The 16,947-nt window shown below is 51.9% G+C and carries 12 protein-coding genes; 5 read left to right on the top strand and 7 right to left on the bottom strand.

The features are described from left to right. Positions 1-443: 443 nt before the first annotated feature. From AC0LWF_RS15705 to AC0LWF_RS15695, 3 genes are all read left to right on the top strand, one after another. Positions 444-2,669, top strand: coding sequence for a ribonucleoside-diphosphate reductase subunit alpha (locus AC0LWF_RS15705; protein WP_474652473.1), 2,226 nt, complete (start codon positions 444-446; stop codon positions 2,667-2,669). 199 nt (positions 2,670-2,868) lie between these two features. Further along, a complete protein-coding gene (locus AC0LWF_RS15700; RefSeq protein ID WP_474652472.1) occupies positions 2,869-3,906 on the top strand; it encodes a ribonucleotide-diphosphate reductase subunit beta in 1,038 nt (345 codons plus the stop codon). A gap of 334 nt (positions 3,907-4,240) precedes the next feature. Continuing rightward, the gene (locus AC0LWF_RS15695) at positions 4,241-4,981 is read left to right on the top strand and encodes a hypothetical protein (RefSeq protein WP_474652471.1); all 741 of its coding nucleotides are present in this window, start codon (positions 4,241-4,243) and stop codon (positions 4,979-4,981) included. 14 nt (positions 4,982-4,995) lie between these two features. Here the strand turns inward: AC0LWF_RS15695 and AC0LWF_RS15690 are convergent, their stop codons facing one another. The 6 genes from AC0LWF_RS15690 to AC0LWF_RS15665 all read right to left on the bottom strand — a co-directional run bounded on the left by AC0LWF_RS15690 (position 4,996) and on the right by AC0LWF_RS15665 (position 11,804). Beyond that, on the bottom strand, positions 4,996-5,409 hold the full coding sequence (locus AC0LWF_RS15690) for a gamma-glutamylcyclotransferase family protein (protein ID WP_474652470.1): 414 nt from the start codon (positions 5,407-5,409) through the stop codon (positions 4,996-4,998). A 25-nt stretch (positions 5,410-5,434) separates the two neighbouring features. Continuing rightward, positions 5,435-7,561: a putative bifunctional diguanylate cyclase/phosphodiesterase gene (locus tag AC0LWF_RS15685; protein ID WP_474652469.1), complete on the bottom strand. Its 2,127-nt coding sequence runs from the start codon at positions 7,559-7,561 to the stop codon at positions 5,435-5,437. 63 nt (positions 7,562-7,624) lie between these two features. Then, positions 7,625-8,422: a LamB/YcsF family protein gene (locus AC0LWF_RS15680; protein WP_474652468.1), complete on the bottom strand. Its 798-nt coding sequence runs from the start codon at positions 8,420-8,422 to the stop codon at positions 7,625-7,627. A gap of 28 nt (positions 8,423-8,450) precedes the next feature. Next, positions 8,451-9,509: a 5-oxoprolinase subunit C family protein gene (locus AC0LWF_RS15675; protein WP_474652635.1), complete on the bottom strand. Its 1,059-nt coding sequence runs from the start codon at positions 9,507-9,509 to the stop codon at positions 8,451-8,453. An 11-nt stretch (positions 9,510-9,520) separates the two neighbouring features. Next, entirely contained in the window at positions 9,521-10,207 is a 687-nt protein-coding gene (gene pxpB, locus AC0LWF_RS15670) for a 5-oxoprolinase subunit PxpB (RefSeq protein WP_474652467.1), read from the bottom strand. 184 nt (positions 10,208-10,391) lie between these two features. Further along, positions 10,392-11,804 (bottom strand): vWA domain-containing protein, encoded by a 1,413-nt coding sequence (locus AC0LWF_RS15665; protein ID WP_474652466.1) that lies wholly within the window; start codon positions 11,802-11,804, stop codon positions 10,392-10,394. Positions 11,805-11,962: 158 nt separating this feature from the next. Here AC0LWF_RS15665 and AC0LWF_RS15660 point away from each other — a divergent pair, with 158 nt between their 5' ends. Further along, complete coding sequence (locus AC0LWF_RS15660) at positions 11,963-12,265, top strand: hypothetical protein (protein ID WP_474652465.1); 303 nt, start codon at positions 11,963-11,965, stop codon at positions 12,263-12,265. Between the two features lie 882 nt (positions 12,266-13,147). Here AC0LWF_RS15660 and AC0LWF_RS15655 read toward each other — a convergent pair. Next, complete coding sequence (locus tag AC0LWF_RS15655) at positions 13,148-13,726, bottom strand: TetR/AcrR family transcriptional regulator (RefSeq protein WP_474652464.1); 579 nt, start codon at positions 13,724-13,726, stop codon at positions 13,148-13,150. Between the two features lie 265 nt (positions 13,727-13,991). Between AC0LWF_RS15655 and AC0LWF_RS15650 the strand changes: the two genes are divergently transcribed. Then, positions 13,992-16,922 (top strand): MMPL family transporter, encoded by a 2,931-nt coding sequence (locus AC0LWF_RS15650; protein ID WP_474652463.1) that lies wholly within the window; start codon positions 13,992-13,994, stop codon positions 16,920-16,922. Positions 16,923-16,947: the final 25 nt, after the last annotated feature.

The following is a 16,947-nucleotide window of genomic DNA, read 5'->3' as shown; positions in this document are numbered from 1 at the left end:
AGAAGTCACGTCCTCTCTTTTACAATAGGTTCTGTCGATTAACAATACAGCCTTAGTGTACTAAAGGTCGACGTTCAACACCAATGTCAATTTCGAAAACAGCTCAAATCGCGGCCGATTGATTCGACATGATTTATCCCTATTATTGTCAACACATAGAGAAGGCAGTTAGTGCTATAATTAGTTTTCGCTGTTTGAATGTAGCTAACTTTTTTATAGGAGCACTGTCTTGATTAGTAGAGTTTTGTAAGGCTTCAGAAGGTGCGTCACTGCACGTTTTCATCCTGTTTTCAAGCCGTAAAACAGCAGTCACGGACTTGCTCGATGTCGAATACTATACCTTGACAGACACTATATATTGGTGTAATTTAGAAAAGCGATAACAACATATTGTGTATCAGGGGTTGTCGGAAGACAATCTTCGACAAGGAGAGGCTCCGCTCGTGGATATAATTAAGAGGAACGGTCAGAAAGAAGAACTTATCTTTTCAAAGCTAAAAAAAGTCATCGATTTTTCGTGTGTGGGCTACAACGATTGTGACCCGCTAGAGCTTGAGACAGCTTTGCTTCCATATTTCCGCAACAACATTACAACTAAGGAAATTCAACGCACGCTCACACAAGTTGCAGTGGAGAAAACAAGCATCGAGCAGCCGAACTGGCAGTACGTTGCAGCTAAACTTCTTGTGTATGACCTCTATAAAGAATCTGCAATCAACCGCAAATACGGCTATTTTGGCTATGGCGATTTCTACTCTCTCATTACGTACCTGACAGACAAAGGGCTCTATGGCAGCTACATACTAGAGCACTACACACGCGATGAAATCCGTGAGCTTGGCAATTACATCGTGCCTGAGCGCGACTACTTGTTCAACTACATCGGACTTAAGACGCTTGCCGATCGTTATTTGATCAAGAGCTTCAGCGGCGATGTGCTCGAGCTTCCGCAAGAGCTGTTCATGGGCGTAGCGATGCACCTAGCGATGAAGGAAACGGACAAGCTGGGCTGGGCTCGCAAGTTCTACGACGTGCTAAGCCGCCTGCAAATGACAGTGGCGACACCTACGCTCGCAAATGCACGTAAACCATTCCATCAATTGTCCAGCTGCTTCATCGACACCGTGCCTGACAACCTGTGGGGCATCTACAATGTAGACTCCAGCTTCGCGCAAGTTTCCAAATTCGGCGGCGGCATGGGTATCTACATCGGTAAAGTGCGCAGCCGTGGTTCCAACATCCGTGGTTTCAAAGGTGTTGCTGGCGGCGTTGTGCCTTGGATCAAGAACTACAACAATACGGCGGTTGCGGTTGACCAGCTGGGCGTTCGTTCCGGCGCGGTTGCGGTATACCTAGACGTATGGCATAAAGATATTTTCGACTTCTTGAACCTCAAGACGAACAATGGTGACGACCGGATGAAGGCGCACGACATCTTCCCTGGCGTATGTATTCCAGATCTCTTCATGCGTAAAGTGCAAGAGCGTGAGTCCTGGTGCCTGTTCGATCCGCATGAAGTTCGCAGCTACATGGGCTGGGCGCTTGAAGATGCCTGGGGCGAAGAGTGGGAACGCCGTTACGAAGAGTGCGTGAACCATCCTGAGCTTTCCCGTGATGAAGTGCCAGCTATCGAGATTATGAAGAAGATTCTTGCGAGCTCCTTCGAAACAGGTACGCCGTTCATCTTCTACCGTGATACGGTTAACCGTGCGAACCCGAACAAGCACAAAGGTATCGTCTACTGCTCGAACCTCTGCACAGAGATCTGCCAGAACATGAGCGCGACTGAGTACTTGACGACGACGCATGAAGACGGCATTATCTCGACACAAGTGAAGAGCGGCGACTACGTCGTATGTAACCTCTCCTCTTTGAACCTCGGCCGTACAAGGACGCTTGAGGAAATTGAAGAGGTTGTATCCTGCCAAATGCGGATGATGGATAATGTTATCGACTTGAACCATTACCCAATCCCGCAAGCGGAGATTACGAACCAGAAGTATCGTGCAGTCGGCCTTGGCACAAGCGGTTACCACCAATGGCTTGCGCTGAACGGCATTGCATGGGAATCCGAGGAACATCTGGACCGTGCTGATGAGCTGTACGAATGGATCAACTACTATGCCATCAAAGCATCTATGGAAATTGCCAAGGAAAAAGGCTCTTACCGCGTATTTGAAGGCAGCGAATGGCATACAGGCGAATTTTTCGAGCGTCGCGGTTACGATGCCCCACACTGGCAGAAACTGAAGAAGGATGTAGCCGAGAACGGCGTCCGCAACGCGTGGATGTTCGCAATCGCACCTACAGCGTCCACTTCGCTTATCGCTGGTTCGACGGCTGGTATCGATCCAATCTTCAACAAGTTCTTCGTCGAAGAGAAGAAGAACGCGGTCATCCCGCAAACAGCGCCTAACCTGAACGAAGAAACGTTCTGGTTCTACAAAGAAGCGCATCACATCGATCAGCACTGGAGCATCCGCGCAGCGGGTCGTCGTCAGCGCCATATCGACCAAGCGCAATCGTTCAACCTGTACATTACGCCGAACTATTCGGCGAAGGAATTTATGGATCTCTACATGGCAGCATGGGAGAACGGCCTGAAAACCGTTTACTACTGCCGTAATAAGAGCCTTGAAGTCGAAGATTGTGTAAGCTGCAGCGCTTAATACGAGAATATAAGCCCGGAGGGCCGGATTGAAGTCGGAAACGCCTTTGTAGTCGGATTCATACCTCTAAATGTTTTATTGAATCCGTTGAATCCGAACTACAACAGCGATTGGAGACTCAATCCGGACCGCAGGGCTCCCATTCTCAAATAATAAACTAAGCAGCTACATGAGGAAGCAGAAGGAGGCAGCCCATTTTATGGATCTGCAGAAGAAGAAGCTTTTCAACGAAGAAGGCGACCGGGATTGGGGTAAACGCCGTATCATTGGCGGAAACACGACGAACCTGATCGAGCTTAACAACGTGAAATATGACTGGGCAACGAAGATGTACCGCACAATGATGAATAACTTCTGGATTCCAGAAGAAATTCCACTTGCTCAGGATGCAAAGGATTATAGAAACCTGTCGCTCTCCGAGCGTAACAGCTACGATAAAATTATTAGCTTCCTGATTTTCCTTGATTCGCTTCAGACGGCGAACCTGCCGAACATTAATGAGTATATTACAGCACCTGAGGTTAACCTGTGCTTAACCGTACAGGCGTTCCAAGAAGCAGTTCATAGCCAATCCTACTCGTACATCCTGGATAGCGTCGTCTCTCCCGAAGTACGTGACCAAATTTATAACTTGTGGCGTGAAGATAAAAACCTGCTCAAACGGAACCGTTTCATTACGGACCTGTATGAGAACTTTATCGCGAACCCATCGTCGCAAAACCTTCTTAAGACAATTATGGCGAACTACATTCTCGAAGGCATCTACTTCTACAGCGGCTTCAGCTTCTTCTACGCGCTTGGCCGTCAAGGTAAAATGCTCGGGACTGTGTCCGAAATCAAATATATTCAGCGTGATGAGCTGACTCATCTTGCATTATTCCAAGGGATCTTCCGTGAAGTGCGTAAGGAGAACCCGGAGCTGTTCACACCGGTACTGATCGAAGAGCTGCGCCAAATGATGCGTACAGCTGTTGAGCATGAAATCGAGTGGGGCAAATACATTACGAACAACCAAATTCCTGGTTTGACAGACGAGATTATCGAGAGCTACATCAAGTTCCTCTCCAACGAGCGTCTGCGCAAGCTGAACCTGGATATCCTATATCCAGAAATCGTGGAGCATCCAATGAAGTGGGTTGAGAGCTTCAGCAACATGAACGGCATGAAAACCGACTTCTTCGAACAAAAGGTAACCAACTACAGCAAATCGTCCAACCTCAACTGGGGCGACCTGTAAAGCATACGAAGACTGCCGATTCCACATGGCAGTCTTTTTGATTTTTATGTGTACAACATACTTGATTTGGCTTCTTCGTGATACAATAAGGATAAGAAATTTTTTGGACGTGCGGGTAAGTAATCCATCAGTAATTGGACGATTATTCAATTCATCAATTGACGATACAATCTGCATCCTATAATCGAGCTTACCGGAAGGTACTCGAAAACGCGATCATTCACAACTAGACTAACGTCTAGCCGAGAAACTAGACCAGAGCCAATTCACGGTAATTATCACTTCCTTGTACACTGAATAATGGAAGAACACGTGGAGAAGGAGGAAAATCATCATGTCCGAGAAAGTTTATGTGACCAATGCCGTTCTTGTAATTGTACTACTCCTGTTAGCTCTGTTCGCCGGACTGGCCTCTGGCAGTCTTGCTTTCCGCAAGACGATGGAAAGCTTGAAACGCACCGCCTTTGTTACGTTAATTCTGCTCGCAACCATGACACTTCTAGCGATCGGCAAAATGATACTTCTCATTGCGACATATTCCTACCGTGAATGGTTCGTGCTTGATAATTTACTGCTATTCGTCACATTAATTGCACTGCCGTCAGCGGCTATTGCCTTCTTCTCAGTCCCTCGCCTGCTGGAGTTGATCCATCTGCAGCCTAAGAACAGTACAGAGATGGCTAACCGCACGAAACGCCGGGCTGCCTCGGAAGTGGCTCTCGTTGTACCTATTCAAGCGTTTGTCGTGGAAGCCTTGATCTATGCCGCCATTAACGTCTTTCCAATCGGTATGGAATACCGTAAACTGACTTTGGCTGTCGGACTGCTCATTCTGGCTTCGCCGGCACTGCTGATCTGGCGTCAATCCATCCGCCGCAGAACCATTCATCGTGATGATGGAACAGCGCTCATTCATACGATAAAACGTGTCATCATCTATACGATGGCTTGTATGCTGCTCGCCTTCGGGATCATCCATACGATGAATAACGTAAAAACGCTCAGCACGACGGCTGAGCGTAATTCAACAATACGTATAACGATGACATCGACTTCGCCATCTCTCAATGATTAAGTAACCACGCCGCGTCAGATCCGCCCTAACTTGCGGGCAAAGTAATCAGGCCAATAAGGCTCCTCAATTGCAGGGCAGCCACGCGGCGACTCCCACACATACACCCACCCGCTCATAGCAGGCGAATCCACATCCTGCACCCAGATCCGATCGTAGTCATTATCCTCTTCAATACCTAGAAACTGCTCCAGCTGATCCATTCGCTTCAACCCTAATTCATTCACATCCACCCACAGCCCGCGCACGACCAACCTGCTTTCACGCGCTTTATCATCACGGAGCAATGCCGGATACGGCCCGTAATCAACGAGCCGTCCCTGAATGACACCAGGCCGCGAGGCGTGGATATAATCCGCCGCCACATGATGATTGCTATGCCCTGGCAGTAATGAACCGTAAATAAATACCGCAGTAAGTCGTTCGTGCATGATCAACTAACTCCTTGGGGCTAAATTACGCGGACTGACTGCGGTGCCTGTACCAATTCTCGAACAAGTTCGCCGGAATCGGCTTCGTAAAGTAAAATCCTTGCGCTTCCTCACAATTGCTGTCACGTAAAAACTTGATTTGCTCGTCATTCTCGACGCCTTCAGCCGTCACTTTCAGCTTCAGATTCTTCGCCATCGTCGTAATGGTTGAAACGATTGCTGCGTCACTTCCGCCCTGTGATAAATCACCGACAAACGAACGGTCGATCTTCAGCTTATCGATCGGAAACCGCTTCAAGGAGACTAGCGAGCTGTAGCCTGTACCGAAATCGTCAATACTAATCTGCACACCAAGCTCCTTCAAGCTTGTTAGCGTCTCAGCAGCAAACTCGACATCACTCGTCATACTCTCGGTGATCTCAAGCTCGAGAAACTGTGGCGGCATGCCGGTCTGCACCAAAATATCTTTAATCCGTTCCGCGAGCTGATGCTGCCTGAACTGTCGCATGGACAAGTTGACGGACATCATCATCTGCGGTAATCCTGCTTGCTGCCAAGCAACATTTTGCTTACACGCTGCCTTAAGTACCCATTCACCGAGCTGGAGTATAAGTCCGTTCTCTTCGGTAAGCGGAATAAATTCGCCTGGCGGCAGTAGTCCCCGCTTGGGGTGATTCCAGCGGACAAGCGCTTCGACACCGACCACCTGGCCCGTGGTTAGATTAACGAGCGGCTGGTAAGCCAGGGAGAACTGCTCCTGCTCGATCGCCTTGCGCAGGTCGCTCTCCAGACGCAGCCGATCATGCGCTTTCTGGTTCATCTCCGGCTCATAGCTGCTATATTCGTTACGGTGCGCTTTGGCGCTATACATGGCAGTATCTGCGTTCTTCAGCAGCACCTCGACACTCTCGCCATCCTTCGGGAAGAAGGAGATACCAAGACTGATCGTAATATGATATTCCGCATCGCCAAGCACGAACGGCGCATCGAAGAGCCCCATAATCGCCTTTGCCTGCTTCTCGACACGTTCGTCCTCTGCTTCCTGAATGTCCGGCATCAGCATAACAAACTCGTCCCCGCCCATTCGGAACAGATGATTCCCTTTACCCGCGGCATAGCGTAACCGATCGGATACAGCAAGCAGCATCTGATCGCCAAATGAATGGCCTAGCGCATCGTTGACGTTCTTGAATCGGTCGATATCAAACAGGAAAACAGCCAATCGGCTCTCATTCACTTTGGCGCGCGTAAGCTCTTCTTCAAGCTTATCCTTGAGCAACCGGCGGTTGGACAAGCCTGTCAATTCATCATGGTAAGCCAAATAATTAATGCGAGATTCTGACCGTTTCTCTTGCTTGAACGGCTCGTAGATCGTTACGTAATAGATCCCCTTCATTAGAAAGTAGTAGCCAGCAAGCTTATAAAGATGTCCGAATACTAAATCGCTGCCATGAATATTAGAGCCAAGGATGAATTGCAGACTCGCGATCGTGAAAAATACGAGCGACTGTATGATCGTTAGTAGAGCTTGCGGACGTTCGGTCCGATTCAAATACAAAACCATCGTAATTGTGCTTATGTAGGCGAAAATAATGACAAAATGTACAAGCCAGCGCAGCAATTCAAGCGGCTTGCCAGCTAACACAGGTACCGATGACTGTTCGGCGATCATGTAATAGAACACAGCAACTGTTGCAGCAAGGCCTAGCGACAAGGCGAAAGCTGGCAACCGATGTGATGCTCGAATAGGCGCATCGTTCTTGCGGAAAATCACAAACAAGCCAACAGCGCCGACTACCTGAGCGGTATCGGAGAACAGCGACGATATCGTCGTCTCCCCTGCCGTCATATAGTAGGGCATCCCTCTCGAGGTTAGCGCGTGCAACAGATCAAACAAGCCGATTGCACTAAATAAGGCGGCGGTGTATAGCCGATGTTTCGATAATGATTTGGCGAAAAATAACCAGCCGAGTACAAGCATCGTGAAACTAATGGCAAAGCCGATAAATTCCATGCCAGAATGAACGAATAAATACATCCGTTCTGGAATTGCCATAAAGAGTTCACGATGTAAGCAACGCACAAGGATAAAGCTGAAGATGGCGACCAATGCCGTCCATATCGTTATTTTTTCCGCCCGGTTTATTGACATGATGTCCTCCTTCAACAAAAAGCCACTGCTGTCTGCATGTCTGTCGCGAATGAATAGATATTCTTAATAGGCATGCGGCGGCCGAAGTTCAACACCAGCGCCTTCCAAGCCTTGACGCAGCATCGCGGCAAACTCGGCGGCATGCGGACCGTCACCGTGCAGGCAAAGGGTATCTCCCTGTACGGTCGTCTCCAAACCTGATGTTGTCTTGACCTTGCCATGGGTAAGAATGGCGAGCGTCTGCGCTAGCGCAGCGTCCGGAGTCTTAAGCAACGCGCCTGGCATATCGCGCGGCGTCAACTTTCCATCTTCCTGATAGGTGCGGTCGGCAAACACTTCCGATACACGAAGCATCCCCTGTTTATCCGCAGCTGTCAGCAGCTCGCTTCCCCATTGCCCGAATATCAATAAAGAAGCATCGAATGTTTTCACGGCGCGCACGAAAGCCTCCGCAAGGGCAGGGTTGCGGCCGGCCATATGATAGAGTGCGCCATGCGGCTTCACGTGTCGCAGCGTGCCGCCGGTGATGCTTTGAACGAAAGCTTGCAGCGCTCCGATTTGGTAGAGCGTCAAATCGTAGACCTCCTGCGGGCTGACTGCCATCTCCCGGCGGCCGAAGCCGAGCCGGTCAGGCAGGCCCGGATGCGCGCCGATGGCAACGCCCGCGCCTGCGGCCCGTTCCACTGCTTCTCGCATCGTGTGCGGGTCGCCGGCATGGAAGCCGCAGGCGATATTCACGGAGGTCACATGCTTAAGGAGCGCTGCATCCTGGCCAAACGAATATGCGCCATAGCCTTCGCCAAAATCACAATTCAAATCTATGCTTCTCTTCGCTCGAATCATACCTGTATCAATAGTCATATCGGCAATTAGCGCTCCATTCTTTACCTCAAATAAGTTGAATGCGGCTACGCAGCCGAATGGCTGCGGCAAGCAGCCGCATCTCGCGTTCTTGGTCAAGCAGAATACGCTGCGCCTCGCCTAATGTCACTTCTGTAAATGTCAGCCAATCGCCAGGCCTGCACTGCGCAAACACAGGCAAATCGGCGCTGATGACGTGCGCAATCTTTGGATAGCCGCCGGTCGTCTGACAATCGGCGGCTAATATAATCGGCGTCCCGCCATGCGGCACTTGCACCGTGCCGGCGATGACGCCATGGGACAGCAGTTCCGCGCTGTCCGAGATTTCAAGCGGGGGGCCATCCAGGCGGACCCCCATTCGGTCCGAGGCGGGAGCAACGCGGTAGCGCTCCCGCATGAACGCCGTACGGGCCGCTTCGCGGAACTGCCCGTACTCGGCGCCAGGCACCACGCGAAGCACCGTGGTGCCATGCTTGTCGCTGCTGCTGGGCGAAGCCAGCAGCGGCGTTCGCGGCGGAGCCGCGAACCAGGCCGGGGCCGCCCAGTTCGGGCGGCGGCCCTCGGCCCCGGCGGCGGCACGCGCGGCGAGCGAAGCGCGCCACGCGGCCGCGCGTGCGCGCCCTGCGGCGTCGGCTTCGCTGCCGCAGGGGAGCACGTCGCCGCCGCGAAGCGCGCGGCCCGCGATGCCGCCGATGCCGGCGCGCGTGTCCGTGCTGCGGCTGCCGAGTGCGGGCGCCGCGTCAATGCCGCCGGCGACGGCGACATAGGCCCGGCAGCCGCTGGTCGCTTGGCCGAAGGCGATAACCGCGCCTGCGGCAGCCCATACCGGCCGCCACTGCGGGAGCGGCTCGCCGTCGATCGTCGGCGAGATCTGCGCGCCGGTCACAGCGATCAGCATATCCTGCTCGAGCCGCAGCTGCGGCCCGCTGAGCGTCAATTCAAGCGCAGCTGCGCCTTCGGCATTGCCGACAAGCATATTCGCAATCCGCAGCGCAATGCGGTCCATCGCGCCGCCCTCCGGTATGCCGCCCCGGCGCCAGCCGGGACGTCCCAAATCTTGCACCGTCGTATGAAAGCCCGGTTTCATAACGAATATTGTCATCGCGACTCTCCCAGAGCATACGAGCCCTCAGCAAAGGGGACGAATCGAACGACATCCCCCATCCGCAGCAAAATCGGCTCCGCTCGCTTCGGATCAAACAAACTTAGCGGCGTACGCCCAATTAGCTGCCAGCCCCCTGGCGTAGCCAACGGGTAAACGCCGGTCTGTCCGCCTGCGATGCCGACTGCCCCGACCGGAACGACGCTACGCGGCGAGGACCGGCGCGGCTGGCTAAGCTCTGGCGGCAATCCCGTCAAATACGGAAACCCGGGCATAAAGCCGATCATCGCCACCCGGTACACCGCTTCAGCATGCCGTTTAATAAACTCGTTCTCGCTCATCCCAGCCCGCTTCGCGCACTGCAGCAGGTCAGGCCCATCTGTTTTGCCATAATAAACGGGAATTTCGATCACTCGCGGCTCTGGAAGCAAAGCATCCGCAGGCTGTATATGACCCTGTACAATCGATCGCACCTCGGCAACACCCTCTTCAAATAAGCGCAGCAGAGGATCATACACGACGGTTACTGTCGTATATGCCGGAACAACATCTATAATCCAGCTACGCTTTGCTGAACGAAGCATTTCCGCTATCGCTGCACTTTGCTGCCATACGGGCTGATTCTCATGCTGAAGCGGCAGCTGAATGACAAGCGCACGGTCACCAAGCGGTATAATACTCATCTTCAATCCATCCGCCGAGGTCACAAAATTCACCATTTTTCTCAAATTTTCTGCATTGCAAATATAAGTTGGAAAGTAATTCCCACTACGTTGTTACCCTCTAGTTTGTACCATTACAGCCCTTTTTGTCCAGCATCTTCTTAACACTTTTCTAAAACATTTTCCGACAAAAGGAGCCTATCTTCTACGAAGTATAACGATTGATTACATCGACGAGCAGATCGTTCAGCGCTTTCACTTCAAACTCACCCACCGCTGGCTTCAAATGGTCATTTCCAATGCCGCTGTGATCGGTTAGAAACAAGTAAGTACCGCCCGTTGCAGCCGCAATAAACCGCATCAAATACTCCGTGCTGACATCCACACCGCTAGATGCGACCGGGATGATCCGTATGCCTTCGGCAGCTGCTGTCTCAATCAGCTCGTGCATATGTTTCGTCACTTTGCGATCATGGTGCGGAGGGGCATCCATGACGAGGAACAACAGGCGTGCTCTAGCGTCATTGCTCCATTTGTGCTCATTGATCGCATTCTCCAGCGCTTGGTCCACCGCCTCTGGAAAATCTCCGCCTCCTGCCGCTTTCTGCTGCCCAAGCTGCTGCACAACTTCAACAATATCGCCCGTAAACGGAAAATCACGCACGACATACGCATCGTTCTTATCCCGGTAAAAGTTCGCGCTCACTCGAATATCCAGCTGCTGTCCGTTGTCCTGACCGACTCGCTTGACGACGTCCTTCAGCTCTGTTTGAAGATAGTTCAGCTCATCTTCCATTGAGCCCGTCGTATCTACGACGAGCATCAGATCAAGCGCGTTCGGTACTTTGGATGCAGCGTCAAGATCTATCTTCAAGGCAGAGTCTCTTGGAATAGGCACATTCTCGTAGCGTTTCTCGCTGTTGCCAGATTGTACAACCACGCCGTACGTGTCGTCCGTCCCTTGCTCATCGAACATGCCTGCAAAAGCATACGCTTCTCCGTCCATATTCGTGTGCGCTTCCCAGATTGTCTCACCGTCTTCATCCACGATGCTGACATCGGCGTCAGGCACCGGCTTGCCGCCTCCCGTCACGATCACCTCTAGCCGATTCTCCGGAAACATCGACCAGTACGACTCGTTATCTGCCCCTTCATTGCCATGAAGCAGCTTCTTCCACCTTTTCCACTCACTCAGGTCATCCCATTCTCCCGCTGTCAATTGACCCGGTTGAGAGCTGTCGTATTGCGAGTTGCCAGATTCATCGTGAGAATCCTTAGTGTCTGTACGATCTGTGTCGTCTGCAGCTGGTTTGTCTGGAGCGGTTGTGCTGTCAGAGGTGCTGGAATTCGAGTTCGAGCTACTGCTGGAGCTGTTGTCCGCTTTGCTGTCAGTGCTGCTGTTGTCTGCAGTATCCGAGCTAGCTGCGTTCCGCGAATCGTCCTTCGCCGTATTCGAAGCGTTTGCCGAAGAGCTGTTATTTTGATTGTTATTGCTGGAAGAACATCCTGTCATTAGTGTAAAGAGCGCGGTTGCCAGTAATAGGCCTACTTTGAGCTTTGCTGCGCGTTTCTGATTTCTTTCTCTCTTTAGTTTGAATCGCTTCATTGGTTGTTGCATACCTATTCCCCCTTGAGTGGCAAGTTCAGACTCCAATATTTGTAAACGGCGTCTTATCACTCTCGACGTAGTGTATTGGGCAATTGTTGCAATATGTGAGGGGGGACATTACAATCGGGAGAAGATTATTTTTGCGAGAAGGAAGGAGGCTTGCTGCCTTGGAAACGTATCATTTGGCGGAGCTTAGTATCACTTATAACGAGAACACCACGCGGCTTGCCTTCACGGCTGCCCAGCTCGTTGTTGTCACGGAGACGGGCTATAAGCTGTGGTATATCGAGATTGACGGAATGACGCAGACGTCGCTGCTTCGTATGTTCAACGAATCCGAGCAGATCGGCGTTGAGCTTGCAGGGATCACTGCAGGTGGCAAACCGTTCAACGCATTTGGCTACTTCCATCCCAACGTCCAGCACAACGCAGCAGCGATCCGTGGCGATGGCGAGTTGGCGGGGTTTTAAAAAGTGTAGAGGAGGGGACTCGTCGAGACGAGGACCTCTCCTTGCGTTTTTTTCGTTTGTATGCGGCGCAGGAGAGGGGTACCTGCTACTCCTCTTTGGTTGTTTTTGCTGGTTTTCTGAGTAAGAGGGGTACTGGGTACTCCTATTGGGCTGTTTTTGCTGGGTTTCTCCTCAAGATGGGTACTGGGTACTCCTTTTGGGTTGTTTTTTCTGGTTTTCTGCTTAAGAGGGGTACTGGTTACTAGTGAGGTATCTCGTGCAATGAACGTGTAATTAGTTAGTCCACCAGACCAGCTACTTCCTCTCATTTCATCGAATTTCCACCAATGTAGTCCATCAAACCAGCTACTTCTACTCATCCCACCGAATTTCCACCTATGTAGTCCACCTAACCAGCTACTTCTCCTCATTCCACCTAATTTCCACCAATGTAGTCCACCAGACCAGCTACTTGTTTCGAAAGAGGAGCACTAAGGGATGTTCTGTTGGCATTCTGGCCCATTCCTACCAAGAGTATCCCTAGGGGATACTCTATCAGCTTTTTAACCTCTTTCTCGCCAATGTGTATCCCTGGGGGATACTCTTTCGGCTTCCCACCACTTTCCCACCAAAGTAGATCCCTAGGGTACTCTCGTTCGTCCATTCCACCACTTTCCCGCCAATGTAGATACCTGGGGTACTCTCTTTAGTCCATTCCCCCACTTCCCCGTCAATTTGTGTATCCCTAGGGGATACTCTTTCGGTTTTGAGGTCCCTCTCTACTCCCTCCACCGCGTTTCTCCCTCTCAGCAACTCCCACCTCCGCTCCAACCAAAAAAAAAAACACCGACCTCATCCCAACTAGGATGAAGCCGATGTCCCATAAACACATCATCAGTACTGTTATACCGTAATACCTCTAAAAAACAGCTCGAATGCCATCGCCATCCGACTATCGAGCGGCTCGTCGTTCTCCTCCATCGACCAGATGATGAGTGTGCCGAAGTAGGATTGGAACGCCTGCTGGGCAATCATCTCGGCTGGCATATCGCGGCGCAGCTCGCCGTTGTCCTGGCCTTGCCGGATAAGCGGGAGTAGCACCTCCTTGAGCGAGTCGAGCAAACGATTGTGCGACCCCAGCTGACGTTGGCTGCCGAACATCGCTTGGAAGAGCGCTCGCGTTAGCGTCTTGCTCAGCTCAAACTCTTTGACGAGCTGGAAGATCAATAACTGAAACCGCGGTACGAGCGGTCCCGGCTGATCCTTTAGCTTCGAGACCTCATTCATGGCGAATACTGCCTGCAAATCACATATGAGCTCATCCTTCGATGAGAAATAGTTAAAAAAAGTGCCCTTCGCAACACCAGCCTGCTTCGCGATCTCTTCGACCGTCGTCGCTTCATAGCCATGATCCGCGATCAAATCAAGCGCCGCTTCCTTGATGCGTAGGCGCGTCTGTTCCTTCTTGAGCTCGCGCTTCATCGTTCGTTCCTCCGTCATTTCTGCGTTTTACTCTATTTTATTGTAGCATAGCCCCTACTTACCGTAAACATTACATGACCGTCGGTATAACTTTCTAATAAATAATGATGAAACATATTCGTATAAGAACTTCTATATGCCTGATATATCTACAAAATAACAATGTGAAATAATTATGACCGTCAGTCCAAAAATATTGACTTCCGTTCTTCCGTTGCGCTATAACTAAACTTAGAGAATACGAAGTTAGGGGAGGAATTCAGAAATGACAGAACGTTTAATCCGCGGACTTGCCAAAGCAAGGTGGGCGATTATTATCGGCTGGCTCGTCATTACAGTCGTTTCCGTATTAACGCTGCCGAATTTGCAGTCCATCGTCCGCCAAACGGAGCAGAAGTTCATCCCGGCTGATTCGGAATCAGTCGTTGCGAAACAGCTGCTTGAGCGGATCAATCCGGAGACAACGGTGAAATCAAGCGCCATTATCGTCTTTTCGAGGGAAAACGGCCTTACGGAGCAGGATCGCAGCTGGCTGAAAGCCAAAGTCGATGAGCTCTCCAGGCTGAAGGAAGATCAAGGCTTCAAATCCGTGCAATCGGCATATGAAACGCCGGAGCTTGCATCCAAGTTCCAAAGTAAGGACGGCACGACGGAACTCGTCATCGTCGGCTTCACGCATGCGGATAACGATACGCTCACGCAAGAAGCGGTCGATATTTTAGCCTCCAAGGTCGAAGGTGCCCCAAGCGGCACTAAGGTTGAGCTGACGGGCAGCGCGCCGATCGGGAAAGATTTTCAAAGCAGCTCGGAGGAGGGACTGAAGAAGACGGAGCTCCTTACCGTCGTGCTTGTCCTTGTTATTCTGCTTATCGTTTTCCGTTCCCCGGTCGCACCTTTCATCCCGCTCATTACGATCGGTCTATCGCTCGTCATTACGACAGGCCTTGTAGCGGAGGCGACGCATTTCGGCATGCCAGTCTCCTCCTTCACCCAATCGTTCCTGATCGCGGTCATGTTCGGAGCAGGCACCGACTACTGTATATTGCTCATTCAGCGGTTCCGCGAGGAGTTCGGACATGACGGGGATAAAGTAGAAGCACTCGTCAGAACGATGCGGACAGTCGGCAAGACAGTCGCTTACTCGGCTAGCACCGTGTTCGTCGCGTTCTTCCTGATCGGCTTCGCACAGTTCGGACTTTACCAGTCGGCAGTAGGCGTAGCGATCGGCGTGGCGGTTACGCTTATTGCAGGTTTGACGCTGACGCCTGCCTTGCTGATGGTGTTTGGCAAAGCGACATTTTGGCCTTCCAAAGCAGCGGGCCAAGGTCATGGCGAATCGAAGCTGTGGAAAGGAATGGCTTCCCTTGCTGCACGCAGACCGGTTGCCATCTTGGTAGTAACCGTCTTGCTGTTGACACCGCTGACGCTGCTCTACCATAACAAACGTTCTTTCGATGATCTCGCCGAAATCGATCCGAAGCTCGGCTCCGTTCAAGGGTTCCGTCAAGTCGAGCATTCCTTCGGCTCCGGCGAAGTGTTCCCTTTGTCCGTCGCGCTGACATCGCCATCATCCATGCGAACTCCGGCAGCGCTTGCCGCACTTGAAACCGCAAGCGCAAGCGTCGCGAAGCTAAGCGGCGTCAAAGAAGTACGCAGCGCGGTCCGCCCGCTCGGCGAGCAGCTGAAGGATCTGACCGTGTCAAACCAGCTGACAAAAACCTCCGATGCGCTTCAGCAGATGAAAGACGGCGTCGACAAAGTAGCCAGAGGTCTTCAAGATGCCAGCGGTTCGCTGGGCAGCGGTCAAGGTGACGTTCAGAAGCTGACGAACGGACTTCGTACGATGGCATCCAAAACAACCGAAGCCCAGAAAGGGCTGCAGCAAATTTACGGCGGACTGGAGCAAGCGTCCAAAGGAGCAGGCAGCCTGTCCGGCGGACTGAAGCAAAGCACAGACGTCTCGGATTCGATGAACGGCAACCTTCAGGCGCTGCTGAAGAAATATCCTGAGCTTGCCAAAGAGCCTGAGATGCAGCAGCTGCTCGGCAAGCAAAAAGGGCTCTCAGGCGGCTTACATCAGCTTCAGAGCGGAGCAAGCCAGCTCTCGGCAAGCTTCACGAAGCTGAATCCCGGCGTGCAATCAGTCACGAGCGGTCTCGGCCAGCTCGCAGCCGGGCAGAACGATGCAGCCGACGGGACAGCGAAGCTCGGCGGCGGCCTCAAAGAACTAACGAGCGGTCTTAAGGATGGCGCGAAAGGCCTTGCTGATATTTCGAGTGGCCTCACAACCGTAAGCGACGCGCAGAAATCCATCGGAGACAGCCAAATTCCAGGCTGGAACCTGCCGCAGGCAGCACTTGATACGCCAGAGATGCAGCAAGCTCTTGACTACTACATCTCGAAGGACGGCAAGACCGCGAAGCTTGATGTCGTGCTGTCCGTGAACCCTTATTCGCCAGAGGCGCTAACGACCGTGGAACAAATCCGCGCTGCACTGCACAGCAGCCTCGATGACGGCTCCATTAAAGGGGCTAAACTATATATTTCCGGCACATCAGCTCAAATCAATGAGCTCAAGGACATCTCGAAGACAGACTTTATGAGAACGGGCTCGTACGTGCTGATCGGTATTTTCATCGTGCTCATGATTCTGCTCCGCTCGATTATAGCGCCGCTCTACGTACTGCTGTCACTCGGCTTCAACTTCCTTGTGACGATGGGTATCGTCGAATTCATCTTCGTCGATCTGCTTGGCAAGGAAGGGCTGTCGTGGAGCGCATCGTTCTTCGTCTTCCTCATCATCGTTGCGCTTGGCGTTGACTACAGCATCTTCCTGATGGCAAGGTTCAAAGAAGAATACCGGCCGCGCGGCATTACGTATGCGATGACGAAGGCGATGTCGACGACCGGCGGCGTTATTATTTCGGCAGCCGTCATCATGGGCGGCACATTCGCTGCACTGATGCTCTCGGGAGTTAATACGCTGCTGCAGATCGGTGCGGGCATCGTAATCGGGCTGATCCTGTACGCGACGGTGTTCATGGGACTGGTCGTACCGGCTCTCGCCAACTTGTTCGGTGAAGCGAACTGGTGGCCGTTCCGCAAGCTGGCTGCAGAGCCACAGACAGAAGCCGATGCTGAAGGAGAGGCAGCGGTAAAAGGTAAGCCGAAGCAAGCCCCAAAATTAACATTATAGTTGTTATACAGATGAAGAAGGACCT

The organism is Paenibacillus sp. sgz302114 (assembly GCF_056120345.1).
The sequence above is the reverse complement of the archived record's forward strand: the minus strand, read 5'-3'. Positions and strand labels throughout refer to the sequence as shown.

Coding starts and splice junctions, on each gene's coding strand:
- AC0LWF_RS15700 (WP_474652472.1), top strand. CDS start 2,869: ATGGATCTGCAGAAGAAGAAGCTTTTCAACGAAGAAGGCGACCGGGAT.
- AC0LWF_RS15695 (WP_474652471.1), top strand. CDS start 4,241: ATGTCCGAGAAAGTTTATGTGACCAATGCCGTTCTTGTAATTGTACTA.
- AC0LWF_RS15690 (WP_474652470.1), bottom strand. CDS start 5,409: ATGCACGAACGACTTACTGCGGTATTTATTTACGGTTCATTACTGCCA.
- AC0LWF_RS15685 (WP_474652469.1), bottom strand. CDS start 7,561: ATGTCAATAAACCGGGCGGAAAAAATAACGATATGGACGGCATTGGTC.
- AC0LWF_RS15680 (WP_474652468.1), bottom strand. CDS start 8,422: ATGACTATTGATACAGGTATGATTCGAGCGAAGAGAAGCATAGATTTG.
- AC0LWF_RS15675 (WP_474652635.1), bottom strand. CDS start 9,509: ATGAAACCGGGCTTTCATACGACGGTGCAAGATTTGGGACGTCCCGGC.
- pxpB (WP_474652467.1), bottom strand. CDS start 10,207: ATGAGTATTATACCGCTTGGTGACCGTGCGCTTGTCATTCAGCTGCCG.
- AC0LWF_RS15665 (WP_474652466.1), bottom strand. CDS start 11,804: ATGCAACAACCAATGAAGCGATTCAAACTAAAGAGAGAAAGAAATCAG.
- AC0LWF_RS15655 (WP_474652464.1), bottom strand. CDS start 13,726: ATGAAGCGCGAGCTCAAGAAGGAACAGACGCGCCTACGCATCAAGGAA.
- AC0LWF_RS15650 (WP_474652463.1), top strand. CDS start 13,992: ATGACAGAACGTTTAATCCGCGGACTTGCCAAAGCAAGGTGGGCGATT.